This is a genomic window from Cellulomonas sp. P5_E12 (genome assembly GCF_054049315.1).
Genome location: NZ_JBFUMP010000014.1, coordinates 1 through 25,661, shown reverse-complemented (window position 1 = coordinate 25,661; position 25,661 = coordinate 1). Strand labels below are relative to the sequence as shown.

The 25,661-nt window shown below is 73.0% G+C and carries 24 protein-coding genes; 17 read left to right on the top strand and 7 right to left on the bottom strand.

The annotated features are described in order from the left end of the window. The first annotated feature begins 38 nt into the window (after positions 1–38). Positions 39–1,091, top strand: a complete 1,053-nt coding sequence (locus ACXJKA_RS12690; RefSeq protein WP_456825566.1) for a zinc-binding metallopeptidase family protein — start codon at positions 39–41, stop codon at positions 1,089–1,091. On the opposite strand, the gene cofD is transcribed toward ACXJKA_RS12690, so the two are convergent. From cofD to ACXJKA_RS12665, 5 genes are all read right to left on the bottom strand, one after another. Next, positions 1,088–2,032 carry a 2-phospho-L-lactate transferase gene (cofD, locus tag ACXJKA_RS12685; protein WP_456825565.1) on the bottom strand — a complete coding sequence of 315 codons (945 nt, stop codon included), beginning with the start codon at positions 2,030–2,032 and terminating at the stop codon, positions 1,088–1,090. The two genes, ACXJKA_RS12690 and cofD, sit on opposite strands and share 4 nt — an antisense overlap. After that, the gene (locus ACXJKA_RS12680; RefSeq protein WP_456825564.1) at positions 2,029–2,802 is read right to left on the bottom strand and encodes a putative F420-0 ABC transporter ATP-binding protein; all 774 of its coding nucleotides are present in this window, start codon (positions 2,800–2,802) and stop codon (positions 2,029–2,031) included. Before ACXJKA_RS12680 ends, cofD begins: the two co-directional genes overlap by 4 nt. Further along, complete coding sequence (locus ACXJKA_RS12675) at positions 2,793–3,812, bottom strand: putative F420-0 ABC transporter permease subunit (RefSeq protein WP_456825563.1); 1,020 nt, start codon at positions 3,810–3,812, stop codon at positions 2,793–2,795. The genes ACXJKA_RS12680 and ACXJKA_RS12675 overlap by 10 nt, the downstream gene beginning before the upstream one ends. Continuing rightward, positions 3,809–4,798 (bottom strand): putative F420-0 ABC transporter substrate-binding protein, encoded by a 990-nt coding sequence (locus tag ACXJKA_RS12670; RefSeq protein ID WP_456825562.1) that lies wholly within the window; start codon positions 4,796–4,798, stop codon positions 3,809–3,811. The genes ACXJKA_RS12675 and ACXJKA_RS12670 overlap by 4 nt, the downstream gene beginning before the upstream one ends. 323 nt (positions 4,799–5,121) lie before the next feature. After that, entirely contained in the window at positions 5,122–6,459 is a 1,338-nt protein-coding gene (locus ACXJKA_RS12665) for an aminotransferase-like domain-containing protein (protein ID WP_456825561.1), read from the bottom strand. Between the two features lie 236 nt (positions 6,460–6,695). On the opposite strand from ACXJKA_RS12665, the gene ACXJKA_RS12660 reads away from it, so the two are divergent. From ACXJKA_RS12660 to ACXJKA_RS12610, 11 genes are all read left to right on the top strand, one after another. Then, positions 6,696–7,544, top strand: coding sequence for a nitrilase-related carbon-nitrogen hydrolase (locus ACXJKA_RS12660; RefSeq protein WP_456825560.1), 849 nt, complete (start codon positions 6,696–6,698; stop codon positions 7,542–7,544). A 16-nt stretch (positions 7,545–7,560) separates the two neighbouring features. Beyond that, positions 7,561–8,979, top strand: a complete 1,419-nt coding sequence (hydA, locus tag ACXJKA_RS12655) for a dihydropyrimidinase (protein ID WP_456825559.1) — start codon at positions 7,561–7,563, stop codon at positions 8,977–8,979. 11 nt (positions 8,980–8,990) lie between these two features. Further along, positions 8,991–10,019, top strand: a complete 1,029-nt coding sequence (locus tag ACXJKA_RS12650) for a TIGR03842 family LLM class F420-dependent oxidoreductase (RefSeq protein WP_456825558.1) — start codon at positions 8,991–8,993, stop codon at positions 10,017–10,019. Further along, positions 10,016–10,954 (top strand): ABC transporter permease, encoded by a 939-nt coding sequence (locus ACXJKA_RS12645; RefSeq protein ID WP_456825557.1) that lies wholly within the window; start codon positions 10,016–10,018, stop codon positions 10,952–10,954. The genes ACXJKA_RS12650 and ACXJKA_RS12645 overlap by 4 nt, the downstream gene beginning before the upstream one ends. Continuing rightward, positions 10,951–11,772 carry an ABC transporter ATP-binding protein gene (locus tag ACXJKA_RS12640; protein WP_456825556.1) on the top strand — a complete coding sequence of 274 codons (822 nt, stop codon included), beginning with the start codon at positions 10,951–10,953 and terminating at the stop codon, positions 11,770–11,772. The genes ACXJKA_RS12645 and ACXJKA_RS12640 overlap by 4 nt, the downstream gene beginning before the upstream one ends. Beyond that, positions 11,769–12,530: an ABC transporter permease gene (locus ACXJKA_RS12635; protein ID WP_456825555.1), complete on the top strand. Its 762-nt coding sequence runs from the start codon at positions 11,769–11,771 to the stop codon at positions 12,528–12,530. The genes ACXJKA_RS12640 and ACXJKA_RS12635 overlap by 4 nt, the downstream gene beginning before the upstream one ends. Before the next feature lie 68 nt (positions 12,531–12,598). Continuing rightward, positions 12,599–13,753, top strand: coding sequence for an ABC transporter substrate-binding protein (locus ACXJKA_RS12630; RefSeq protein WP_456825554.1), 1,155 nt, complete (start codon positions 12,599–12,601; stop codon positions 13,751–13,753). A gap of 65 nt (positions 13,754–13,818) precedes the next feature. Then, the gene (locus tag ACXJKA_RS12625) at positions 13,819–15,123 is read left to right on the top strand and encodes an aminotransferase class III-fold pyridoxal phosphate-dependent enzyme (RefSeq protein WP_456825553.1); all 1,305 of its coding nucleotides are present in this window, start codon (positions 13,819–13,821) and stop codon (positions 15,121–15,123) included. A 40-nt stretch (positions 15,124–15,163) separates the two neighbouring features. Continuing rightward, positions 15,164–15,922 carry an SDR family oxidoreductase gene (locus ACXJKA_RS12620; protein ID WP_456825552.1) on the top strand — a complete coding sequence of 253 codons (759 nt, stop codon included), beginning with the start codon at positions 15,164–15,166 and terminating at the stop codon, positions 15,920–15,922. Between the two features lie 58 nt (positions 15,923–15,980). Then, positions 15,981–17,828, top strand: a complete 1,848-nt coding sequence (locus tag ACXJKA_RS12615; protein ID WP_456825551.1) for an ABC transporter ATP-binding protein — start codon at positions 15,981–15,983, stop codon at positions 17,826–17,828. Continuing rightward, positions 17,825–19,648, top strand: coding sequence for an ABC transporter ATP-binding protein (locus tag ACXJKA_RS12610; RefSeq protein ID WP_456825550.1), 1,824 nt, complete (start codon positions 17,825–17,827; stop codon positions 19,646–19,648). The genes ACXJKA_RS12615 and ACXJKA_RS12610 overlap by 4 nt, the downstream gene beginning before the upstream one ends. Positions 19,649–19,893: 245 nt before the next feature. Here the strand turns inward: ACXJKA_RS12610 and ACXJKA_RS12605 are convergent, their stop codons facing one another. Continuing rightward, the gene (locus ACXJKA_RS12605) at positions 19,894–20,649 is read right to left on the bottom strand and encodes a MerR family transcriptional regulator (RefSeq protein ID WP_456825549.1); all 756 of its coding nucleotides are present in this window, start codon (positions 20,647–20,649) and stop codon (positions 19,894–19,896) included. A 34-nt stretch (positions 20,650–20,683) separates the two neighbouring features. Next, a complete protein-coding gene (locus tag ACXJKA_RS12600; protein WP_456825548.1) occupies positions 20,684–21,199 on the bottom strand; it encodes an HAD hydrolase-like protein in 516 nt (171 codons plus the stop codon). 149 nt (positions 21,200–21,348) lie between these two features. Between ACXJKA_RS12600 and ACXJKA_RS12595 the strand changes: the two genes are divergently transcribed. The 5 genes from ACXJKA_RS12595 to ACXJKA_RS12575 form a co-directional block, all read left to right on the top strand. Continuing rightward, positions 21,349–21,864, top strand: coding sequence for a phosphoribosyltransferase (locus tag ACXJKA_RS12595; RefSeq protein WP_456825547.1), 516 nt, complete (start codon positions 21,349–21,351; stop codon positions 21,862–21,864). A 4-nt stretch (positions 21,865–21,868) separates the two neighbouring features. Continuing rightward, entirely contained in the window at positions 21,869–22,456 is a 588-nt protein-coding gene (pnuC, locus tag ACXJKA_RS12590; RefSeq protein ID WP_456825546.1) for a nicotinamide riboside transporter PnuC, read from the top strand. Continuing rightward, entirely contained in the window at positions 22,453–23,493 is a 1,041-nt protein-coding gene (locus ACXJKA_RS12585; protein ID WP_456825545.1) for an AAA family ATPase, read from the top strand. The genes pnuC and ACXJKA_RS12585 overlap by 4 nt, the downstream gene beginning before the upstream one ends. 22 nt (positions 23,494–23,515) lie before the next feature. Continuing rightward, positions 23,516–25,117 carry an ATPase gene (locus ACXJKA_RS12580; RefSeq protein ID WP_456825544.1) on the top strand — a complete coding sequence of 534 codons (1,602 nt, stop codon included), beginning with the start codon at positions 23,516–23,518 and terminating at the stop codon, positions 25,115–25,117. Continuing rightward, on the top strand, positions 25,114–25,661 hold a 548-nt coding region (locus ACXJKA_RS12575), incomplete at its 3' end, for a hypothetical protein (protein WP_456825543.1). The genes ACXJKA_RS12580 and ACXJKA_RS12575, both read left to right, overlap by 4 nt.

Below are 25,661 nucleotides of genomic sequence, written 5' to 3'. Positions count from 1 at the left end.
GGTCCGAGCCGGGTCGCGCGTGGGCTAGCGTCGGCCGCGTGCTCCTCTACCGTTGCCCCCGCTGCGAGAGCGTCGCCTTCATCGAGACCACCGCGTGCGACGCCTGCGGCCTGCAGATGGGGCTGCACCCGCCGACGCTGGCGATGCGCCCGGCGCCCGAGCAGGGCACCGACATCGACGGCACCTGGTGGTTCCCGTGCACCAACCGGAGCTGGGGCTGCAACTGGCTCGCCGCCGCAGACTCGGGTGCCGGTCGCTGCGTCGCGTGCCGGCTGATCCGCACCCGCCCGAGCAACGACGACACCCTCGCGCTGGAGAAGCTGGCGAAGGCCTCGACCGACGAACGCCGGCTGCTCGTGCAGCTCGCCGATCTCGGGCTCCCCGTCGTGCCCTGGCACGAGAGGCCCGGCGGTCTCGGGTTCGACCTGCTCTCGTCGCGTTCCGACGGTGCGCGGGTGCCGATCGGGCACGCGAACGGGATCATCTCGATCGACCTCGCGGAGTCCCTCGACGCGCACCGCGAGGCGCTGCGGATCAGCCTCGGGGAGCCGTACCGGACGATGCTCGGCCACTTCCGGCACGAGGTCGGGCACTACTACGAGTGGATCCTGGTCGAGCAGACCGACTGGATCGACGAGTGCCGCACGATCTTCGGCGACGAGCGCGCCTCCTACCGCGACGCGATCGCCCGGCACTACCGCACGGGGGCACCGCGGGACTGGGCGGAGAGCTTCATCTCGGAGTACGCGACGATGCACCCGTGGGAGGACTTCGCGGAGTCGTTCGCCCACTACCTGCACCTCACGGGCACCCTGCAGACGGCGGCCGCCGGCCGGCTGACCGTGCAGGTCGAGGGCGTCCCGCAGTTCCCCGACGGTGAGGTGCGCCCGCGCACCAGCTATGCCGACGCGACGATGGAGGAGGTCCTGGCCGACTGGCTCCCGCTGGCCACGTTCCTCAACCGCGTCAACCGCGCGATGGGCAAGCACGACCTGTACCCGTTCACCATCTCCAAGCCCGTCGCCGGCAAGCTCGACTTCGTGCACCGCGTCGTGACGGCGTCCCGCGTCGAGCACCCGTTCGGGCCCTAGCGGCCCACCAGCGCGAGGGCGTCTGTCGCGATGCGGGCGGTCGTCGGCAGGTCGGTCATGAGGGTGTCGACGGCGCGGGCGGTCAGTCCCGCGGCGCGCAGCGCAACGACCGCGTCGGCGTCGCGCGCATCGACCAGCCACGCGTCGAGGATCCCGTCCGGCCGGCGGCCGTAGTGCTGCGCCACGGCGAGCGCGGTCGTCTCGACGCCGATGGCCGCCAGGCAGGCGTCGGCCATGCCCCGCACAGGGGCGCCGCCGATCACCGGGCTGACCCCGACCACCGGCGCGGCCGTGGTGCGCAGCGCGTCGCGGATCCCCGGGATCGCGAGGATCGTGCCGACGGAGACCACCGGGTTCGACGGCGGGATCACGACGACGTCGGCGTCGGCGATCGCCTCCAGCACGCCGGGCGCCGGTCGGGCCGTCGCCACGTTCGTCTGGACGAACCGCTTGGCGGGCAGCGCGGCCCGGTGCCGGACCCACCACTCCTCGAAGTGGATCGTCCGGCCGTCCTCGACGACGACGTGCGTCTCCACCTCGTCGTCGGTCATCGGCAGCAGCGTGACGCCGGGCTGCCAGCGGTCGGCCAGCCGGGCGGTGACGCCCGAGAGCGGCAGCCCGCCCCGGAGGAGCTCGGTCCGGGCCAGGTGCGTCGCCAGGTCGAGGTCGCCGAGCGTGAACCACTCCCAGCCCAGGCCGTACGCCTGCAGGTCGTCGCTCACGCGCCGGGACTCGTCGCGCCGGCCCCAGCCCTGGTCCTCGTGCACCGCGCCGCCGAGCGTGTACATCAGCGTGTCGAGGTCGGGGCACACCCGCACGCCGTGCAGCCACATGTCGTCGCCGGTGTTGGCGATCACCGTGATCTCGGTGTCGGCGAGCTCTCGCAGCCCGCGCGTGAAGCGCGCGCCGCCGACGCCGCCGGACAGGACGGTGACCTTCATCGGGGCTCCCTGGAGGGTTCGTGGAACGCGATCACCGGACGACCGGTCCGGGGGTGCTCGAGGACGTCGGCCTCGACGCCGTACACCTCGCGCAGGAGGTCGGGCACCAGCACGTCGCGCGGGTGGCCGGCGKCCGCGAGGTGCCCGTCGGCCAGGACGAGCACGTGCTCGCAGAAGGCGGCGGCCAGGTTGAGGTCGTGCAGGGCCGCGACGGTCGTCGTGCCCAGGTCCCGGACGAACGCGAGCAGGCTGAGCTGCGCGCTGACGTCGAGGTGGTTCGTGGGCTCGTCGAGGAGCAGCAGGTCGGGCTCCTGCGCGAGCGCGCGGGCGATCTGGACGCGCTGCCGCTCGCCGCCGGACAGCGAGGACCACGGGCGGTCGGCGAGGTGGTCCGCCTGGGCGCTCACCAGGGCGCGGTCGATCGCCGCGTCGTCGGGATCGCTGCCCCAGATCGTCCGGTACGGGATGCGGCCGAGCGAGACGACCTCGCGGACCGTGAGCGGGATCGTGCTCGTCGACTCCTGCTCGAGCAGGGCGATCCGCTGCGCCCGGCCCCTCCTCGGCAAGTGGTGGACGGGCGTGGTCTCGACCAGGACAGCACCCTTCTCGGGTGGCAGCAGGCCCGCGATGAGCCGGAGCAGCGTCGTCTTGCCCGCGCCGTTGGGGCCGAGCAGGCCGGTGAGATGGCCGTGGGGCGGGGTCGCGTCGATGCCGTCCACCACCCACCGTCCGCCCAGGCGGGTGCCGACGCCGTCGAGGGTCAGGTCCATGCCGTCCCCTTCCCGCGCCGCAGCAGGTAGGCGAACACCGGCACACCGATGAGGGCCGTCACGATGCCGACGGGCAGCTCACGCGGGTCGAAGAGGGTGCGCGCGAGCGTGTCGGCCCAGACCAGGAAGACCGCACCGCTGAGCGCGGCGACGGGCAGCAGCCGGCGGTGCGCGGGCCCGGTGAGCGAGGAGACCGCGTGGGGCAGGATCAGGCCGACGAATCCGATCGCGCCGCTGACCGCGACCATCGCCCCCGTGAGCAGCGCGACGACGGTCATCAGCGTCCACCGGGTGCGGTTGACGTCGATGCCCAGGGCCGCGGCCGACGTGTCCCCGAAGGCGAACGCGTCGAGGCGTGTGGAGCTGAGGATCAGGACCGCGCCGACGACGAGCACCGCGACGCCCGCGGTCGCGACCGAGCCCCAGGTGGCCCCCGCCAACGAGCCGAGCAGCCAGTTGAGGATCTCGCGGTAGGAGTCGCCCGTGGCGGTCCAGAAGATGACGAAGCTGGTGCCTGCGGCGGCGAGCTGCGAGACCGCGAGACCGGCCAGCACGGTCCGGCCCGGCGCCAGCGTGCCGCCGGTGCGGGCGAGCGCGAGGGTCGCGACGAGCGCGAGGAGCGCCCCCGCGAACGCCGCGACCGGCAGCAGGACGCTCACGCCCACGACGAGCACCGCCACGGCACCCAGCGACGCGCCCGACGACAGGCCGAGCAGGTACGGGTCCGCCAGCGGGTTGCGGGTCAGGCTCTGCATCACGGCGCCGGCGAGCGCGAGGCCGGCGCCGACCGCGGCCGCCGTCAGCACGCGGGGCAGGCGCAGGTCCCAGACGATCGCGTCGTGCAGGCGCGAGACGCTCTCGACCGGGAGCCCCAGGTGCCCGCCGATGCTGCGGGCCACCTCGGCGACGCTCAGGTCGGCGGGGCCGATGGTCACGGCCACCAGCACGGTCACGACGAGGGCCGCGACGCCAGCCGTGACCAGCAGCGTCAGCGGTGTCCGGCCCTTCACCCCAGCGCGGCGAGCTGGTCGTCGAGCGACTTCACCGCGTCCGCGTTGCGCACGCCGGCCTCGGACGCCGGGAACGGGATGGTCAGGTACCGGTGCTCCTTGACGGCGGTCAGCTGGTTGGTCGCGGCGTTGGCCTCGAGCAGCTCGATCTTCTTGGCAGCCGTGTTCCAGCTGGCGTCGACGAGCACGATGACGTCCGGGTCCGCCGCGACGACCTGCTCCCAGCCCGCCGACGTCCAGGTGTCGTGCACGTCCGCGAAGATGTTGGTCAGACCCGCGGCGTCCATCATCATCTGCGGCGCGCCGATGCCCGCCCCCACGTACGGGGTGTCGGAGCCCGAGCTGTACCAGAGGGCCGTCGTCTCGCTCGTCGGCTGCGTGGCGCTCGCGAGCGTCGCCTTCTGCTCGGCGATGAGCTCCTCCGCCCGGTCCTGCACGCCGAAGACGGCGGCGACCTCGCGGATCTCGTCGTCCACCTTCTCGAACGTCAGCGGGTCGGGCATGTAGCCCTTCTCCTTGCACGCCGCGGGGGAGACGTAGGTGCCGATGCCGAGGTCCTGCAGGGTGGCGCGGTCGCCGACGCCGTCGGCCGAGAAGTTCGACTCCCAGCCGCCGTAGACGAAGTCCGGCTCGAGGGCGAGCAACGCCTCCTGGCCCGGCACCTTGTCCGAGATCACCGGGATCTGGTCGTACGCCGCCTGCTGGTCGTCCGGCACCGGGCCGTCGGCGAACGCCGTGCCGATCATGGCGTCCTGCAGGCCGAGCGCGAGCAGCATCTCAGTCGCCGTCGACTTGATCGTGACGACCTTCGTCGGGGGCGCGTCGACGGTCACCGTCGTGCCGCAGTTGTCGAGGGTGACGGGAGCGAAGGACGCCGTGCTCGTGGTCGACGGGGTGCTCGCGACGTCCGGCGCGGCCTGGGCCGAGCAGGCGGCGAGGGCTGCCGCGGCCGCGACGGCGACGACGGCGATCCGAGTTCTGCGCATGGGGATGCTTGGCTCCGGGGTTCGTGGGGCGCGCGGCGGCGGGTCGCTCGCGCTGAGGGTGGGGTGCACGTCGCACCTCCGGAGGGCCGCCCACAGCCGGGCAGCACGCCCCGACCACATCCGGCCAGGTTCCGCGCACAGAGTAGGCCTCTGACCTGGGAGGTCTGCAACCGGGGCGTCGTCGGTCGAGTCCGCCGACGGCGCCCGGTACTGCCGACAGCGCCCGTTCCACCGGGCGCCGTCGGGCGTAGATGGCGCCGTCGATGGCGGGAGTGCCGGCGGCGGGTGGCGTCGCGCCGGGGCTGCACTCGCGGAGGCCATGGTCAGGGGGCGGCTGCGAGCGCGAGCGCGCGGGCGACGTCGTCGACCTCGCTGCCCAGCAGGCCGACCGTGACGCGGACGTGGTCGCCGGTCGCGTCGGTCTGTGCAGGCGGACCCTCGGCGGAGAACGGTGAGCCGGGGGCGACGCGGATGCCCGCGGCCTCGAGCCGGACCAGGGCGGTCCGCTCGTCGTGGACCGGGAGCCAGAGGTTGATGCCGTCGCCGGGCTCGAGGGCGATGCCGTGGGTGGCCAGGGCTTCGCGCAGGGCACGGCGGCGGGCGAAGTAGACGCGGCGCGCGTGGGCGACGGCCTCGATGGCGGCGCCGTCGGTGAGGAGGTCGACGAGGACGTGCTGCAGCAGGCGGCTGGTCCAGCCCGGACCGAGCATCCTGCGGGCCACCATGCCGTCGAGGACCGCGGCGGGGCCTCCGACGGCGGCGATCCGCAGGTCCGGGCCGTGGGACTTGGAGTACGAGCGGACGTGGACCACGCGGTCGGGCAGCAGGGCACCGAGGCTGACGTCGCGGGCCGACGCGATCTCGCCGGAGTGGTCGTCCTCGACGACGAGCGCGCCGTGCCGACGCAGGACCGCGGCGAGCTCGCGGGCGCGGGTCGAGGTCATGCTCACCGCCGTCGGGTTGTGCGCACGGGGTTGCAGGACCACGACGCCGGCGCCGCCCTCGAGCGCCCGGTCCAGCTCGTCGGGACGCATGCCCTGGCGGTCGAGCGTGACCGGCACCCGCTCGAGGCCCAGCTGGTCGAGCAGGTCGAAGAGCGGCGGGAAGCCGGGGTCCTCGACGGCCACCCGCGAGCCGTAGCTCGCGACGCGTTCGAGGACCCGGCTGATCGCGTCGAGGGCGCCGTCGACGACCGTGAGCCGCTGGGCGGCGAACGGCCACGACTCGCGCAACAGCTCCTCGAGGGCCGGGACGACGGGTGCGGCGAGGTAGGCGCCGGTGTCGGCGGCCGGGCGCTGGAGCGCGACCCGGGCGAGCGCCGGACCGATGAGCGGGAGGAGCTCGGGGTCCGGGGTGCCGGTGGAGAGGTCGAGCCGGGCGGGGGCGCCGCCGGCGAGGTCGCGGTAACGCGGCGGCAACCAGCTCGCGGGCGGCGGGAGCACCACCGTGCCGGCCCGCCCGCGGGAGATGACGATGCCGACCGCGGCGAGCGCCTGCCACGCCCCGCTCACGGTCGCCGGGCTGACCCCGAGCTCGGCGGCGAGGGTCCGGACCGTGGGCAGGCGGTCGCCGGGGCGCAGGTCACCGCCGCGGACCAGGCGCGCCACGGTCGCGGCGATCCCCCGCGGACTTCGGTCGTCGACGTACGCGGCGAGGTCCATGCGGGTCAGGATGCCCGTCCGCCGAGGGCAGTCCGGGCCGCTCGGGCGTCGCGCCCGCTCGTGGGCCGAAGTGTTTACGTGGGCGTCATCGATGTTCGCGCCCAGGTAACGGGGAGTAACGCCGCAGAAATGTTCAACCCCGACAGTCACATTCCAGGCTACGGTGCCAAGAACGGGCACTCAGGCGCCACGTGGGGCTCCGAGGCCGGTCGAGGACAGAGATGCGGAGGAGCCCTATGACCGTCGTACGCGTCGCGTTCACCCAGGCCACCTGGACGGGCGACAAGGAGTCGATGACCGCGCTCCACGAGGCCTGGACCCGGGAGGCCGCCTCGCAGGGCGCCCAGATCATCGCCTTCCAGGAGCTCTTCTACGGCCCGTACTTCGGGATCACGCAGGACACCGCGTACTACGACTACGCGGAGTCGGTGCCGGGCCCGACGACGGAGCGGTTCTCCGCGCTGGCCAAGGAGCTGGGCATCGTCATCGTGCTCCCCGTGTACGAGGAGGAGCAGCCCGGCGTCCTGTACAACACGGCCGCGGTGATCGACGCCGACGGCACCTACCTCGGCAAGTACCGCAAGCACCACATCCCGAACCTGCCCAAGTTCTGGGAGAAGTTCTACTTCCGGCCCGGCAACCTCGGGTACCCGGTGTTCGAGACCGCCGTCGGCAAGATCGGCGTGAACATCTGCTACGACCGCCACTTCCCCGAGGGCTGGCGCGTGCTGGCGCTGAACGGCGCGGAGATCGTGTTCAACCCGAACGCCACGGCGCCCGGCATCTCCAACAAGCTCTGGGAGATCGAGCAGCCGGCCGCGGCCGTGGCCAACGGCTACTTCGTCGTCGCCAACAACCGCGTCGGCCTCGAGGACAACGAGTACGGCGACCAGGCCGTCAACTTCTACGGCTCGTCGTACGCGGTCGGCCCCGACGGCAACTACGTCGGCGAGGTGGGCTCGTCGAGCGAGAATCAGCTGCTGGTCCGCGACCTCGACCTGGACCAGGTGCGGATCGTGCGGGAACGGTGGCAGTTCTTCCGCGACCGCCGACCCGAGGCCTACGGCCCGATCGTGGCGCCCTGAGAACGAGGAGCGTGAGATGAAGACCCTCATCACCGGCGGCACCCTCGTCAGCGCGACGGGGCGGACGGCCGCGGACGTGCTCATCGACGGCGAGACGGTCGCCGCGGTGCTCAGCCCGGGCTCGACCCTGCTGGGCTTCGACCTCGCCGCGAACGTCGACCAGGTCGTCGACGCGACCGGCAAGTACGTCATCCCGGGCGGCATCGACGCGCACACCCACATGGAGCTGCCGTTCGGCGGCACCAACGCCTCGGACACGTTCGAGACGGGGACGCGGGCCGCCGCGTGGGGCGGCACGACGACGATCATCGACTTCGCCGTGCAGCGCACGGGGGAGCGGGTCATGGACGGGCTCGGCGCCTGGCACGAGAAGGCCGCGGGCAACTGCGCGATCGACTACGGCTTCCACCAGATCATCGGCGGCGTGGACGACGACTCGCTCAAGGCCATGGAAGGCCTGGTCGCCGAGGGGATCACGAGCTACAAGCTCTTCATGGCCTACCCGGGGGTCTTCTACTCCGACGACGCCCAGATCCTGCGCGCGATGCAGAAGGCGGCCGACCTCGGGCTGCTCACCATGATGCACGCGGAGAACGGGCCGGCCATCGACGTGCTGGCCGCGCAGCTCGTGGCGCAGGGCAAGACCGATCCCTACTACCACGGCATCGCGCGTGCCTGGCAGCTGGAGGAGGAGGCCACGCACCGGGCGATCATGCTGGCGGACGTCACGGGCGCCCCGCTCTACGTGGTGCACGTCAGTGCCAAGCAGGCCGTCGCGCAGCTGGCGTGGGCGCGGGACAACGGCAAGAACGTGTTCGGCGAGACGTGCCCGCAGTACCTGTACCTGAGCCTCGAGGAGCAGCTGGGCGCACCGGGCTTCGAGGGCGCCAAGTGGGTGTGCTCCACGCCGCTGCGCTCGCGGGCCGAGGGTCACCAGGAGCACATGTGGCAGGCGCTGCGGACCAACGACCTGCAGATGGTCAGCACGGACCACTGCCCCTTCTGCATGAAGGGCCAGAAGGACCTGGGCGTCGGGGACTTCCGCGCCATCCCCAACGGGATCGGCTCGATCGAGCACCGGATGGACCTCATGTACCAGGGGGTCGCCACCGGGCAGATCACGCTCGAGCGGTGGGTGGAGCTCACCTCGACGACACCCGCGCGCATGTTCGGCCTGTACGGCAAGAAGGGCGTCATCGCCCCGGGTGCCGACGCCGACGTCGTGGTCTACGACCCGGCCGGACACACGTCGATCGGGGTGGGCAAGACGCACCACATGAACATGGACCACTCCGCGTGGGAGGGGTACGAGATCGACGGGCACGTCGACGTCGTCCTGTCTCGCGGGTCCGTCGTGGTGGACGAGTCCGGCTACCACGGGCGCGCCGGGCACGGGCAGTACGCGCCGCGCGGCCTGTCCCAGTACCTCCTGTAGATCGGACTGAGATGGACTTCGGCGTCGTCCTGCAGACGAACCCGCCCGCGTCGCGGACGGTCGAGCTGGCCCGCCTGGCGGAGACCCACGGGTTCAGCCACGTGTGGACCTTCGACTCGCACCTGCTGTGGCAGGAGCCGTTCGTCATCTACTCGGCGATCCTCGCGGCCACCCGCAAGGTCATGGTCGGACCCATGGTGACGAACCCCGCCACCCGGGACTGGACGGTCATCGCGTCGCTGTTCGCCACCCTCAACGAGATGTACGGCAACCGGACCATCTGCGGGATCGGGCGCGGCGACTCGGCGGTGCGGACGCTGCACGGCAGGCCGTCCAACCTGGCGACGCTGCGTGAGGCCGTGCACGTGATCCGCGAGCTGGCCAACGACCGGTCGGTGGAGGTGAACGGCGCGAAGGTGCACTTCCCGTGGTCGCGCGGGTCGGCGCTGGACATCTGGGTCGCCGCCTACGGGCCCCTCGCGCTCCAGCTGACCGGCGAGGTGGGCGACGGGTTCATCCTGCAGCTGGCCGACCCCGACATCGCCGCGTGGACCATCAAGGTGGTGCGCGACGCGGCCGAGAAGGTGGGCCGCGACCCCGACTCGATCCAGTTCTGCATCGCCGCCCCGATGTACATCGGGGACGACTCGCCCGACAGCAGAGCGCACATGCGCGAGCAGTGCCGCTGGTTCGGCGGGATGGTCGGCAACCACGTGGCCGACATCGTCGCCCGGTACGGGGCCGACTCGTCGGTGCCCACGGCGCTCACGGACTACATCGCGGGGCGCCAGGGCTACGACTACAACGAGCACGGCCGCGCCGGGAACACGCACGCGGCCTTCGTGCCCGACGAGATCGTCGAGCGGTTCTGCATCCTCGGCGACTCCAGCGAGCACGTCGAGAGGCTCGAGGCCCTGCGCGACCTGGGCGTGACGCAGTTCGCCGGCTACCTCCAGCACGACAACAAGGAGGAGACGATGCGCGTGTACGGCGAGCACGTCATCCCCGCGCTGGCGACCCCGGTCGTGGCCACCGCATGACCGATCTCGCGACGACGCTCGCGCCGGAGCGCACCGCACCGGTGCCCGTGCCCGGTCGTGCCCGTCGCGGGGGAGCCGGGCGGCGCGTCGTCGTCGGCCTGCTCGCCGTCCTCCTGCTCGCCGCGCTGTGGGAGCTGGTGAAGGTCGTCGTCCCCGACGCCGGTGGCTACGTGGGCGGCGCGAGCCTGCTGCCGCGCACCGACGACGTCGCCATGCCGCACGTGTGGGCCATCGGGCAGCGGGTGCTCCAGCCGGAGACGTCGGCCGCCGGCTCGCCGACGGTGCTGAGCGCGATGCTCACGGCCTGCTGGTTCACCCTGCGGGTCGCGCTCGCGGGCTGGTTGCTGGGGTCGATCGGTGGGCTGCTGCTCGCGGCGCTCATGCAGCGGTCGCAGCTGGCCGAGTCCGCGCTCGTGCCCTGGGCCGTGCTGAGCCAGACCGTGCCCCTCATCGCGCTCGCCCCGCTGGTGGTCGGCTGGGGCGGCCGGATCCACCTCGGCGGGCTCGAGTGGCAGCGCTGGATGTCGGTGGCGCTCATCGCGAGCTACCTGGCGTTCTTCCCGGTGACCATCGGCGCGCTGCGGGGCTTCCAGTCGCCACCCGCCGCGCAGGTCGAGCTCTACCGGTCCCTGGCGGCGAGCTGGAGCCGCACGCTGGTCTCGCTGCGGCTGCCGGCGAGCGTGCCGTACCTGCTGCCCGCGCTGCGGCTCGGTGCGGCGACGGCCGTGGTCGGCGCGATCGTCGCCGAGGTGTCCACCGGCACCAAGGGCGGCATCGGGCGGCTGATCATCGGCTACGCGCAGTCCGCCAGCGGCGATCCCGCCAAGCCGTGGGCCGCGATCATCGCGGCCGCGCTGCTCGGGCTGGTCGCCGCCGGCCTGGTGTCCCTGCTCGGGCTCGGCCTGGGCCGCTACCGCTACGCGGAGGTCAGATGAACGACGCGAGCACGACGAGCCCGGCGACGACCGCCGTCACGGCGACCGGCGTCGGCAAGGTCTTCTCGTCGCGGTCCGGCGACGTCACGGCGCTCGAGGGCATCGAGCTGTCCGTCGCGGCGGGGGAGTTCGTCTCGCTCATCGGGCCCTCGGGCTGCGGCAAGTCGACGCTGCTGCGGCTGATCGCCGACCTCGACGTCCCCACGTCCGGCCAGATCACGGTGTTCGGCAAGACCCCGCAGCAGGCGCGGGAGGCGCAGGACTACGGCATCGCGTTCCAGCAGGCGGGGCTGCTGCCGTGGCGGACCGTCACCGCGAACGTGGAGCTGCCGCTCGAGCTGCACGGCGTCGGCAAGGCGGAGCGCGCGACGCGGGTGGTCGAGCTGCTGGACCTCGTCGGGCTGGGGGACTTCGCGGGGCACTTCCCGCACCAGCTGTCGGGCGGCATGCAGCAGCGCGTCGCCATCGCCCGCGCGCTCGCCGAGCGGCCGAGCATGCTGCTGATGGACGAGCCGTTCGGGGCGCTCGACGAGATGACCCGCGAGCGCATGCAGACCGAGCTGGTCCGGATCTGCGCCGAGAGCGGCGCCGCGGTCGTGTTCGTCACGCACTCGATCCCCGAGGCGGTGTTCCTGTCGCAGCGGGTGGTCGTCATGTCGCCGCGGCCCGGGCGGATCAGCGCCGTGGTCCCGGTCGACCTCGGTGCCGACCGCGGCGAGGAGCTCCGGGAGGACGCGTCGTTCTTCGCGGCGGTCACCGCGGTCCGCGAGGCGCTGCACGGCGCCCCGGTCACCGCGCGCGGCAGGGACCTGCGATGACCGGCGCCACCGTCCGCCGCTGGGTCGCCCCGGTCGCGCTCGGCATCGTCGCCCTCCTCGTGTGGCAGGCGATCGTCGTCGGCACGGGGATCAAGCCCTACCTGCTGCCGAGCCCGACCGCGATCCTGGAACAGCTGCTCCTCGTCGTCCCGCTCGTCTGGCAGGCCGCCGTGGCCACCGGCCTCAACGTGCTGGTCGGGCTGATCGTCGGCGGCCTCGTGGCCATCGGCGCGGCGATCGTGGCGGCGCGCAGCCGCATGGCGGACACCCTGCTGTCCCCGACCGCGGCGGCCCTGTCCGTGATGCCGATCGTCGCGCTCGCGCCCGCGCTGAACACGATGTTCGGGACGACCTCGACCACGCCGCGGCGGATCGTGGTGTCCGTGGTGGTGTTCGCGCCGGTGTTCGTCAACACCCTGCGCGGGCTGCGGCAGGTCCAGCCGGTGCACCGCGACCTGCTCAGGGCGTACGCGGCGACCCCCCGGCAGATCACGCGCACGGTGACGATCCCCGGTGCGCTGCCGTACCTGTTCACCGGCCTGCGGATCGCGTCCTCGACGGCCGTCATCGCCGCGATCGTCGCCGAGTACTTCGGCGGTCTGCAGAACGGCCTGGGCTCCCGGATCACGTCGGCGGCGTCGAACAGCGCCTACGCCCGGGCCTGGGCCTTCGTCCTCGGCGCCATCCTGCTGGGGCTCGTGTTCTACCTCGCGACGCTCGCGCTCGAGCGCGCGGTCGCGAGGCGTCAAGGGGGCTAGACACGTCCGCCTGCCACCGCCGCCAGGCCGGCCGATCCGCACAGCACAGCCCAACGAGAGGACTGACGATGAGACTCACCAGGCGTACTGCGTGGGGCGTGGTCGGCGTCGCCGCCGCGCTCGTCCTGACCGGATGCAGCTCCGACGACGGCGGGGATGCCGGGGATGAACCCTCGATGAGCTCCGAGGTGCTCATCCCGGTCAAGCTCCAGCTGCAGTGGTTCACCCAGGCCCAGTTCGCCGGCTACTACGCGGCGGTCGAGAAGGGCTACTACGTCGACGAGGGGCTCGACGTCCAGATCGTCGAGGGCGGCACGGACATCGTGCCGCAGTCGGTGCTCGCCGACGGCTCGGTCGACTACGCGATCGCGTGGGTGCCCAAGGCGCTGGCGTCGCGCGAGCAGGGCGCCGGCATCACCGACGTCGCGCAGATCTTCCAGAGGTCCGGCACCCTGCAGGTCGCGTTCAAGGACAAGGACATCACCACGGCCGCCGACCTCGAGGGCAAGAAGGTGGGCAACTGGGGCTACGGCAACGAGTTCGAGCTGTTCGCCGGCATCACGAAGGCGGGCCTCGACCCGGCCACGGACGTCACGTTGGTCCAGCAGCAGTTCGACATGAACGCGCTCCTGGCGGGCGACATCGATGCCGCGCAGGCCATGACCTACAACGAGTACGCGCAGCTGCTCGAGGCCGAGAACCCCGACACGGGCGAGCTGTACACGCCTGAGGACTTCACGGAGGTCAACTGGAACGAGGAGGGCACCGCGATGCTCCAGGATGCCATCTGGGCGAACTCCGAGAAGCTCGCGAACGACAAGGACTACCAGGACCAGACCGTGAAGTTCATCAAGGCGAGCCTCAAGGGCTGGATCTACGCGCGGGACTACCCGGAGATGGCCCGGGACATCGTCGTGGCCCAGGGCTCGCAGCTGGGCGCCAGCCACCAGCTGTGGCRGACCAACGAGATCAACAAGCTGATCTGGCCGTCGCCGGACGGCATCGGCAGGATCGACGAGGCGGCCTGGAAGCAGACCGTCGACGTCGCTCTGAAGACGAAGAACGACCAGGGAGCGACGGTCATCACGGCTGAGCCCGACGCCGACGCGTACACCAACGACTACGTCGCGCGGGCGCTGGCGGATCTCATGGACGAGGGCATCGACGTGTCCGGCGAGGAGTTCGAGCCGATCGACGTCACACTCGAGGCCGGCGGCAAGTAACCCCTCACGCGCGGGCGTCGGCCACGGCGCCCGCGCGTGAGCCCGCACCACCAAGGAGAGGCACCATGACCACCGACGACGACGCCACCGCGCTGCGGCTCGACCGGGACCACGTCTTCCACTCGTGGTCGGCGCAGGCCCACCTCAACCCGATGGTCATCGCGGGTGGGCTCGGCTCGACCGTCTGGGACCACGCCGGCCGTCGGTACCTCGACTTCTCCAGCCAGCTGGTGAACACGAACATCGGCCACCAGCACCCGAAGGTCGTCGCGGCGATCCAGGAGCAGGCGGCGACGCTCACCACGGTGGCGCCGGCCACGGCGAACCTCACGCGCGGCCGGGCCGCCCAGAAGGTGCTGAGCCACGCGCCCGACGGGTTCTCCAGCGTGTTCTTCACCAACGGCGGGGCCGACGCCAACGAGAACGCCATCCGGCTGGCGCGCCTGCACACGGGCCGCGACAAGGTGGTGTCGGCGTACCGCTCGTACCACGGCAACACCGGCGCGGCCGTGGTCGCGACGGGGGACTGGCGGCGCGTGCCCAACGAGTTCGCCCGCGCGCACGTGCACCACTTCGGGCCGTATCTCTACCGCTCGGAGTTCTGGGCGACCACACCGGAGCAGGAGAGCGAGCGCGCGCTGCACCACCTCGAGCGCGTGATCCAGGCCGAGGGGCCGGGGTCGGTCGCGGCGATCCTGCTGGAGACGATCCCCGGCACGGCCGGCGTGCTCGTGCCGCCGCCCGGCTACCTCGCGGGCGTCCGCGCGATCGCCGACCGGTACGACATCCTGCTGATCCTCGACGAGGTCATGGCCGGCTTCGGCCGGACCGGGCAGTGGTTCGCCTTCGACGGGTTCGACGTCGTCCCGGACCTCATCACCTTCGCGAAGGGCGTCAACTCGGGCTACGTCCCGGCGGGCGGCGTGATCCTCAGCGACCCGATCGAGGCGACGTTCGAGGACCGCGTGTTCCCCGGCGGCCTGACCTACTCGGGCCACCCCCTGGCCATGAGCTCGATCGTCGCGACGCTGGACGCGATGGCCGACGAGGGCATCATCGAGAACGCTGCGGCGATCGGTCGCGACGTGCTCGGGCCGGGGCTCGCGGAGCTCGCCGAGAAGAACCCGCTCGTCGGTGAGGTCCGCGGGCTCGGGGTGTTCTGGGCCGTGGAGCTGGTCAAGGACCAGGCGACGCGGGAGCCCGTCGACGCCGCCCTCATGGGACGGATCAAGGCCGGGGCGCTGGCCCGCGGCCTGCTCCCGTTCCTCGCGGACAACCGGGTGCACGTCGTCCCGCCGTGCGTCGTGACTGCCGACGAGGCGGCGACCGGGCTCGCGTTGCTGACCGAGGTGCTCGCCGAGGTCGCCTAGCCTTTCGCCCAGTCCCCACCACGACCTTCTGGAGTTCTTCATGAGCACAGTCACGCCCCGACGCGCCCTGGTCACCGGCGCCTCCTCCGGGATCGGCGCCGCGACCGTCCGCCGCCTGCGCGCCGAGGGCTGGGACGTCGTCGCGACCGCCCGTCGTGCGGACCGCCTGCAGGCGCTGGCCGACGAGACCGGCGCCGACATCGTCGTCGCCGACGTCACGGACGACGCCGACGTCGCGCGGCTCGCCGCGCACGTGGCGGCCGGCGGCCCGCTCGACGCGCTGGTCAACAACGCGGGCGGCGCGTTCGGGCTCGACCCCGTCGAGTCGTCGGACCTCGAGCACTGGCGGCAGATGTACGAGCTCAACGTGCTCGGCACCCTGCGCGTCACGCAGGCGCTGCTCCCGCAGCTGCGCGACGGGGACGGCGGCGACATCGTCGTCGTGACGTCGACCGCGGCGCACGGCACGTACGAGGGCGGCGCCGGGTACGTCGGCGCCAAGCACGCCGAGCGGATGCTCGCGACGACGCTGCGCTGGGAGATCCTGGGCGAGCCCATCCGGATCATCGAGATCGCGCCCGGTGCCGTGGCCACCGAGGAGTTCTCGATGGTGCGGTTCGACGGGGACAGCGAGCGGGCGGCCGCCGTCTACGCGGGCTACGAGCCGCTGGTGGCGGACGACATCGCCGACGCCATCGCGTGGTCGCTGAGCCGCCCCGCGCACGTGAACATCGACCTGCTGGTGGTCCGTCCGCGCGCGCAGGCGAGCAACAACAAGATCGCGCGCACCGGCGCCTGACCGTCCCGAGGGTCGGATCGGTCGGGCAACTGTCGGAGGTCGTACGTAGGGTGCAAGGGTGCCTTCTGCTCCACCCGCACGGTCCGCCACTCCCGACTCCACCACCCGGGTCCTCCTGCGCCTGCGCCACTGGGCCCGGCCCGCGCTGCCCCGGATCGCGCTCGGCGGGCTGACGGCGCTCGGCGCCAGCCTCCTCGCGCTGGCGGTGCCGCAGGTGCTGCGCGTCATCGTCAACGGTCCGCTGCTGAGCGAGGGGTCGCAGCGGGGCGTCGTGCTCGGCGCGCTCGTCGTGCTCGCCCTCGGGGTGCTCGAGGCATTCCTTGTCTGGTGCCGGCGCGCCCTGATCCTCACGCCCGGCACCGCGGTGGAGCGCGACATGCGCACCGACCTGTTCCGCCACCTGCTCGACCTGCCCGTGGAGTTCCACGACCGCTGGTCGGGCGGGCAGCTGCTGTCCCGCGTGATGTCGGACCTCAGCACCATCCGACGGTGGACAGTGTTCGGACTGGTGATGCTGCTGGTCAGCTCGACCACCGTCGTGGTCGGCATCGGGCTGATGATGTGGACCAGCTGGGTGCTCGGGCTGGTCTACCTGGTGGGTGCGGTGCCCATGATCTGGCTCGGGTTCCGCTTCCGTGAGAACTACAAGGTGGTCGCGCGCCAGGCTCGGGACCAGGCGGGCGACCTCGCCACGACCGTGGAGGAGTCGGTGCACGGCATCCGCGTGCTTAAGGCGTTCGGGCGCGGTGACGACGCCCTGGAGGACTTCGCGCGGCAGGCGGCCGCCCTGCGCGCGGTCGAGGTGCAGAAGGCCAGCACGCAGTCCCGGGTGTCGTTCGCACTGAGTGCGATCCCGGAGGCGATCCTCGCGGTCTCGCTCGGCCTCGGAGTCGTGCTCACCTCGCGCGGGGAGCTGAGCGTCGGCGCGCTGGTCGCGTTCTTCGCCACGGCGGCGGTGGTGAACAGCCCCGTGGAGCGGCTCGGCATGCTGCTCGCGATGACGCTCGACGCCAAGGCGGCGACCGACCGGTACCTCCAGGTCATGGACACGGGCTCGGCGGTGCGCGACCCCGCGACGCCGGCGCAGCTGCCGCCCGCCGACCCGGCGGGCTCGCGCGTCGAGCTGCGCGGCGTCCACTTCGGGCACCCGCGCGGCGTCGACGCCGAGGGGAAGCCGCGCGGGGGGTCCGACATCCTCGCGGGCATCGACCTCGTGCTCGAGCCGGGGGAGACCATGGCCCTGGTCGGGCTCACCGGGAGCGGCAAGACGACCCTGCTGCAGCTGGTCCCGCGGCTCTACGACGTGACCGCGGGCAGCGTCCGGATCGACGGCGTCGACGTCCGGGACCTCACGCGCGCCGACCTGCGCGCTGCGGTGTCGGTCGCGTTCGAGGACCCGATCCTGTTCTCCGCGTCGGTGCGCGAGAACGTGCTGCTCGGCACGGACCTCACCGGGCCCGAGGCCGACGAGCTGGTCACCGAGGCGCTCGACGTGGCGCGGGCCGGCTTCGCCTACGGGCTGCCCGACGGGCTCGACACGGTGATCGGCGAGGAGGGACTCAGCCTCTCGGGCGGTCAGCGGCAGCGCGTCGCCCTGGCCCGCGCCATCGCCGTCCGGCCGCGCGTGCTGCTGCTGGACGACCCGCTCTCGGCGCTCGACGTCACCACGGAGGCGGCGGTCACGGCGCGGTTGCGCCAGATGCTGACCGGCACCACGACCCTCGTCGTCGCCCACCGGCCCTCCACGGTCGCCCTGGCCGACCGGGTCGCCGTGCTCGAGGACGGGCGGATCACGGGGGTCGGGCGGCACGCGGACCTGCTGACCAGCCACCCCCACTACCGGTACGTGCTCACCGCGCTGTCGGCGCTGGACGACGCGGACGACCTGACGGCGGTGCACCGATGACCGCGCCGGCCAGCCTCGTGACCTCCGAGGGGTTCGAGGACGAGAGCACCAAGGCCGAGTCGCGACGGATCCGGCGCCGCTCGCTCGCGCTGCTCGGCCTCCTCCTGCGGCCCGTCGCCGGCCCAGCATGGTGGACCGCCGCCCTGGTGGTGGGCTCGCAGCTCGCCGCGGTCGCCGGTCCGGCGCTCGTCGCGTACGGCATCGACCACGCGCTGCCTGCGCTCACCGCCGGTGACGCGCGGCCGATCACGCTCGCGACGCTCGGGTACCTCACCGCCGCCCTGCTGGGCGGTGTGCTCACGGCGGCGACCGTCCGTGCGTCGGCGCGGGTGAGCCAGACGATGCTGCTCGACCTGCGTCGCCGGGTCTTCCGGCACACGCAGCTGCTCAGCCTGGAGTTCCACGAGAAGTACACGTCGGGCCGGATCATCTCGAGGCAGACCTCCGACGTCGACGCGCTGCGCGAGCTGCTCGACGGCGGCGTCACCACGCTGGCCTCGAGCGTGCTCGCGATGGTGTTCACCGCGGTGTCGCTGGTGCTGCTCGACTGGCGCAGCGGCCTGGTGCTGCTCATCGCGGTGGTCCCGGGCGTGGTGCTCACCCGCTGGTTCCAAGTCCGCTCGCAGCTGCAGTACCGCAAGCAGCGCACGGCGGCGGCGCGGCTCATCGTGCGGTTCGTCGAGACCATGACGGGCATCCGCGCGGTGCAGGCGTTCCGCCGCGAGCCGCAGGTCGAGGGCGTGTACGGCGGGCTGGCGGAGGACTACCGGGGCTCCACCGCGGAGTCGATCCGGCTCAACGGCGTCTTCGACACCGGACTGACGCTCATCGGGAACGTCACGGTCGCCGCGGTGCTGCTGGTCGGCGGTCTGCGCGCACTGGACGGCGGGATCGAGGTCGGCGTGCTGGTCGCGGCGGTGCTGTACGCGCGCCGGTTCTTCAGCCCGCTCCAGCAGATCGGCATGTTCTACAACTCGTTCCAGTCGGCGACGGCGGCCCTCGAGAAGGTCGCCTCCCTGCTGGCCGAGGAGCCGACCGTGCCCGACCCGACGCACCCGACCAGGCTGGCGGACGCCCGGGGCGACGTGCGGTTCGACGGCGTGGAGTTCGGCTACGGCACCGGCCCGACCGTGCTGCCGCACGTCGACCTGCACATCCCCGCCGGCCAGTCGCTCGCGCTCGTCGGGGAGACCGGTGCCGGCAAGTCGACCATCGCCAAGCTGCTCGCCCGGTTCTACGACGTCCGCGAGGGCGCGGTCCGCCTCGACGGCCTCGACCTACGGTCCATCGACCCCGTGGACCTGCGGCGGGCGGTCGTCATGGTGACCCAGGAGGCGTACCTCTTCTCGGGGTCCGTCGGCGCCAACATCGCCCTCGGCAAGCCGGGCGCCACGCCCGCGGAGATCGAGGCGGCCGCGCGTGCGGTCGGCGTGCACGACCTCATCGCGTCGATGCCCGACGGATACGACACCGAGGTGGACAAGCGCGGCGTGCGGCTCTCCGCCGGGCAGCGACAGCTCGTGTCGTTCGCGCGCGCGTTCCTGGCGGACCCGGCGCTGCTGATCCTCGACGAGGCGACCAGCTCGCTCGACGTGCCGGGCGAGGCACTCGTGCAGCTGGGCCTGCAGACCCTGCTCGCCGACCGGACGAGCGTCGTCATCGCGCACCGGCTCTCGACCGTGATGGGCTCGGACCGGGTGCTCGTCATCGAGGGCGGCCGGATCGTCGAGGACGGCACCCCGGACGGGCTGGTCGCGGCGGGCGGCCACTTCGCGGAGCTGCACGCCGACTGGCAACGGTCGATCCGCAGCACGACCTGAAGGCCGCCGACCGCGAGCCGCCCGGTTGTCGGTGGGCGAGGCTGCATCCCGACGACCCGCACGGCGGGCCGCCCCCGCGCCCGGCTCGCACGCCGAGCCAGCCCCTCGACGGCGCCAGCAGGTACCGACGGCCCCCGGTATACCGGGAGCCGTCGGCACCWGCTGGCGCCGTCGGCGCAGCCGCCGACCTCGGCGCGGCCTGGTCCGTCAGGCACCACGTGGCGCCGTCGGCGCGGCCGCGTCCGTCAGAGGTGCCGCGCCGCGTACTCGTGCAGCGCGTCCCGGACGAACGTCGCCCCCTCCTCGCCGCCGTAGTTGGCGGCGAACCGCGGGTCGGCCACGTACATCTCGGCCAGGCCGACCACGTACTCCTTGACGGGCGTCGAGCCGTGCCCGGGCGTGCCGGGGATGCTGCCGAGCCAGGCGACGTGCCGCCGGGCGAGGTCCTGCGCCTCGTCGGACGCCGGGTCGGCGCCCGCGGACGCGGCCGCGCCCCACTCGGTGGCCAGCTGCGCGGTCGTTGCCTTCCAGGCGGCGCGCTCGTCGTCGGTCATGCCCCGCCACCATCCGTCGGAGGTGGCGTAGGCGTCCGCGCCCCAGCGGCGCTCGACCTCCTCCTTGTGCTGGGTGTGGTCGAAGCCGTCGAACATGTCCTCGGCCATGAGTGGCCCTCCGTTCTCTCGTGCGGTGATGGTCCGTTCGACAGAGGCGGCCTGCCGCTCCAGCCGTCGCTGCTCGCCGCGCAGCCAGTCCAGGTGGTGGCGCAGGGCGGCGGTCTCGTCCTGCTCGCGGTCGAGCACGCGCCGGATGTCCGGCAGGGCGAGCCCGAGCCGGCGCAGCAACAGCACCCGCTGCAGCCGGACCAGGGCGCGGTCGTCGTACCACCGGTACCCGTTCTCGCCCACGCGGCTGGGCGGCAGCAGCCCGATCGCGTCGTAATGCCGCAGGGCGCGGCTGGTGGTGCCCGTCAGCCGGGCGACCTCCTGGATCGAAGCCTCCATGCGGTCCACGGTAAGAGTTGACGCAGCGTCAAGGTCAAGCCCGCGGAGCAATCCCGTCGCCGACGCGGGCCAGGACCGTGCGCCGGAGCTCGTCGACGGTCTCGACGACGGCGACGGCACCCGCGGCCGCGAGCTCACCCGGCGCCGCGTACCCCCAGGTCACGCCCACGCAGTCGATGCCGTGCGCGCGGGCACCGTGCACGTCGTGCTCGCGGTCGCCGACCATCAGCGTGGTCGCGGGCGACGGCGCGTGCGGTTCCGCGGCCAGCGCGCGGGCGATCACGTCGGCCTTGGTGCCGGACTCGTCCAGCGATGCGCCGAAGATGCCGTCGATCAGCGGGGTGAGCACGAGGTCCGCGCAGATCGGCACGGCGAACACCTCCGGCTTGGAGGTCGCGACGACCAGCCGGCAGCCTGCCGCACGCAGGTCGGCCAGCAGCTCGGGGACGCCGTCGAACACCGTCGCGTCGTGCATGCCCGTCGCGCCGAAGTCTTCGCGGTAGGCCCGGACGACCTCATCGACGCGGTCGTCGGGACCGGCAGGCCGCACCGGCGGTACGCCACGGCGATGGACGCCGTGATGCCGGGGATGGAGTCGATGAGCGTGCCGTCGAGGTCGAGCAGGACGAGGGGAGAGGTCACGCATCGATCATGCCCGGGGCGTCGAGCGCCCGGCGTCGCCGCTCGTAGGCTGACCCCATGGCGACCACGGAGACCGCACCCGGCCAGCAGCTGCCCGACCAGCGGGAGGTGCTCGACTGGGAGCTCTTCGGCACCGCGGCCCGGGAGCTCGCGCAGACGGTCGTCGACGACGGCTTCGTGCCCGACATCGTCATCGCCGTGGCCCGCGGGGGACTGCCGCCGGGCGGCGCGATCGCGTACGCGCTGGGCACCAAGGCCGTGGGCACGCTGAACGTCGAGTTCTACACGGGCATCGACGAGCGCCTGCCCGACCCGGTCGTGCTCCCGCCGCTGCTCGACACGGACGCGATGCACGGGCTGCGCGCGCTCGTCGTCGACGACGTCGCCGACACCGGCGAGACGCTCGCGCTCGTGCAGAAGATCATGGCGCTGCACTGCGAGGAGGCCCGCACGGCGGTGCTCTACTCCAAGCCACGGTCCATCGTCGAGCCCGACTACGTCTGGCGGCGCACGGACAAGTGGATCGTGTTCCCGTGGTCGGCGCTCCCGCCCGTCGTCGCGTCGGCCACCTGACGGCGTGGGCTGGGTCGAGATCCTCGGGTTCGTCACCGGCGCCGCGTGCGTCTGGCTCGCCGCCCGGGAGAACGTCTGGAACTTCCCCGTCGGGATCGTCAATACCGGGCTCTTCCTGGTGCTCTTCACCTCGGCCGGCCTGTACGCCAACGCCGGCCTGCAGGTGGTCTACCTGGTCCTCAACGGGCTCGGCTGGTACTGGTGGCTGCGCGGCGGGCGGGACCACGGCGTGCTCGAGGTGCGACGCGCGCCGCGGGTGGCGTGGGTGGTGGGCGCCGTGGCCGTGGTCGGGGTCACCGCCGGGCTCACGGTGCTGCTGGCCGACGCGTCCGCCGCGCCGTTCTGGGACTCGCTCACCACAGCGCTGAGTCTCGTCGCGCAGCTGATGATGGGCCGCAAGTGGCTCGGCAGCTGGGCGGTGTGGATCGTCACCGACGTCCTGCTGGTCGGGCTGTACGCGAGCCAGGGGCTGTACCTGACCGCCGTGCTCTACGCCCTCTTCATCGGCCTGTGCGTGCAGGGCGTGGTCCGATGGCGGCGCGCGCTGACCGCGCAGGCGGCGGCCCTCGTGCCGGTCGCGGCGGCGGCATGAGCCACGGCCTGGTCATCGGCAAGTTCTACCCGCCGCACGCCGGCCACCTCGCGCTCGTGCGGGCCGCGATGGCGCGGTGCGACCGCGTGACAGTGCAGGTGCTCGGGTCGTCCCAGGAGAGCCTCGCGCCCGAGCTGCGCGCCGCGTGGCTGCGGGCCGAGCTGCCCGGTGCGCACGTCGTCGCCGGTCTGGATGACGCGCCCGTCGACTACGGCAGCCCGGACGCGTGGGACGCGCACGTGCGGGTCATCCGCGACCTGCTCGACGCGCCCGTCGACGCGGTGTTCACCTCCGACCGCTATGGCGCCGAGCTGGCGCGGCGGCTGGGTGCGGCGTGGGTGCAGGTCGACCCGGACCGGTGCGCGACCCCGGTCTCGGGGAGCGCGGTGCGCGCCGACCCCGCGCGGTACTGGTGGGCGCTGCCGGCCCCGGTCCGGTCCTGGTTCGTGCGCCGCGTCGTCGTGCTCGGTGCCGAGTCGACGGGCACGACCACGCTGGCCGACGACCTGACCGCGCGCTTCGGGCTGCCGACGGTCGCCGAGTTCGGCCGCGAGTGGTCGCAGGTCCGGCCGGGCGGGCTCGCGGCACCCTGGCACACGGCCGAGTTCGACCTGGTGGCGCGCGAGCAGGCGCGCCGCGAGGACGCCGCCGCCGCGGCGACGCCGGTCCCGCTTCTCGTCTGCGACACCGACGTGCTGGCGACCACCGTCTGGCACGAGCGCTACGTCGGCCACGCCTCACCGACGGTCACGGCGCTCGCGGCCGAGCGGATCCCCGACCTCTATCTGCTCACCGGCGACGAGATCCCGTTCGTGCAGGACGGGATGCGTGACGGCGAGCACCTGCGGCACGCGATGCAGGACCGGTTCCGTGCGGTGCTGGCCGCCCAGCCCGCGCCGTGGGTGGAGCTGCGGGGCACCCCCGCGGAGCGCCTCGCCCGGGCGGTCGCGCTGGTCGAGCCGCTGCTCGCGACGCCGCGCACGCTCGCGGAGCCGCTCGAGCAGCGCAACGGTGACGTCGTCACACTGCGCGCGTGAGCGTTCTGCGAGACTCCCCTCCGTGACCGACACACGCCATGACCCGTTCCTGAGCCAGGTGTCCGCGGCACCCACGCGCGCCGGCGCGCGCACCGCCCCGGCGGACCGGCTCGACCTCGACGTCGACCAGCTCTTCGCGGACGCGGACGGGTCCGTCGCCGCGGGTCCGGCGCCGCTGGACGAGAAGCTGCGGCAGGCCTACTTCTGGATGGTCAACCACGCGATCATCAGCCCGCACTACGACGTCGAGTTCCAGGACCCGAGCCGGGCGCGCACCCACTTCCGGCTCGGTGACTCCAAGGCCGAGGTCGACCTGCCGACGGACCAGTCGTACTCGTCGTTCGTCCTGCTGCCGCTGCTCACGTTCGCGGTCCGCGGCCGCTGCCTGCTCGTCGGCGGTCCCGGGCGGGGAAAGACGGCCAGCGCGATCCTCATGGGCGTGCTCGCCGGCTACCCGGTGCGCGAGGTGCGGCGCGCGATGCAGCACGGCCACCCGCAGCTCACGGTGCAGGACATGTTCGGCACCCCGCTGCCGCGCGACCTCGTCGCCGCGGAGAGCCTGGCGGACATCGAGGTGGCCTGGCGGTCCTGGCTCGGCCTGCGGGTCAAGATCGTCGACGAGTACAACCGCATCCCGACCCGCACGCAGTCGGCCCTGCTCACGGTCCTCGCCGACGGGTACGTCGAGGTGTTCGACCAGGTCTACGAGACGGGCGCGGCGGCCTGGTACCTCACCGCGAACGACGACGCGGGCGGCGGCACGTTCCAGGTCGTCGACGCCCTGCGCGACCGCATCGACGTCGTCGTGAAGGCCCTGTCGTTCAACTCGCGATTCGTGGGCGACCTGGTCGAGCGGGCCGAGCGCGGCCTGCGCCCCGAGGAGAACGTGCCGCCGGCCATCGTGTTCGACGCGGACGAGCACGAGCGCCTGCACCGCGAGGTCACCGCGGTGCCCATCCCGGTCGACGTGCGCCGCCGGCTCGAGTACTTCGCGTCCCAGCTCGAGCTGCTCGAGCGCGCGGCCCGGCAGCTGGAGTACCGCACCAAGGACACCGCCCGGCTCGCGGGTCAGGACCCGCACCTGCTGGCCGCCCTGGACACCGGCCGGGACCAGCGCGCGGACATCGGCTCCCAGACGCTCAACGGGCTGTCCGTCCGCGCCCTGCAGTCGCTGGTCGCCTACGCCAAGGCCATGGCCTACTTCCGCGGCAACGCGGAGGTCACGCTCGACGACCTGCGCGCGGTGCTGCCGTTCGTGCTGCACGACAAGCTGCAGCCCGACCTGCAGTCGACCGCGTTCGACGACCCCGAGCGCGAGTCCCTGCGCACCGACCGGGTGTCGTGGATCCGCGACCTGTTCGACACCGCGTGCCGGCAGTACGACGCCGAGGGGCTCGACGCCGACGACCCGGTGGGCGCCATCCTCGCCGAGCTCGCCGCGGGTCTCGACGGGCTCGGTGAGGCCGAGGTCCGTCGCCGTCTGGCGCAGATCGAGGGCGTGCTCGCCGGCTGGCAGGACGCCACCAAGCTGCACGGCAGCCTGTTCGAGGACGCGCTCGCCCTCAAGTACGCGCACCAGAGGTACTCCGCGTACCTCACGTGGCTGCGGTGGAGCGGGGCGTGAGCGTCGGCGTCGACCGGGGCTCCGGCTTCGGACGCTGGCTGCTCGCGGACCGGGCGGCCGTCGACGCGATGCTGCAGGGCGCGCTCGCGCGCGGCGCCGACCGGGACGTCGTGCGGTCGGCGGTCGTGGAGCTCGGTGGGGCGTGGGCCGCAGGCGGTGAGCTCGACCCGGTCCTCGGCCGGGCGCTGGTCGCCCGTGTGACGGACCTCGCCGCGCGGGGCCGATGGGGTGCGGGCGACCCGGATCGGGCCGCGGTGCTGGACGTGCTGCCGCGGCTCGCCGGCCTGGCGGGCACCCAGCCGGCGGCCACGGTCGAGGCCGTGTGCGGTGCCGCGYGGACCGTGGCCCGGGCCGGCGACCTCGCGCTCTTCTGCTCGCTGCTCGCGGCCGTCCCGGGTGCMGAGCGCGCGAGCGAGGTCCGCTCGGCGGTCCTCGTCGCCTCGTGGCGGGCGGGCGCCGCCCGCTACCGGACGGCCGCGCTGCGCGAGGCGGCAGCCCTGCCGACCGCCGTCGCGGCGGCGGTGCTCGGGCTGCCCGCGGACAC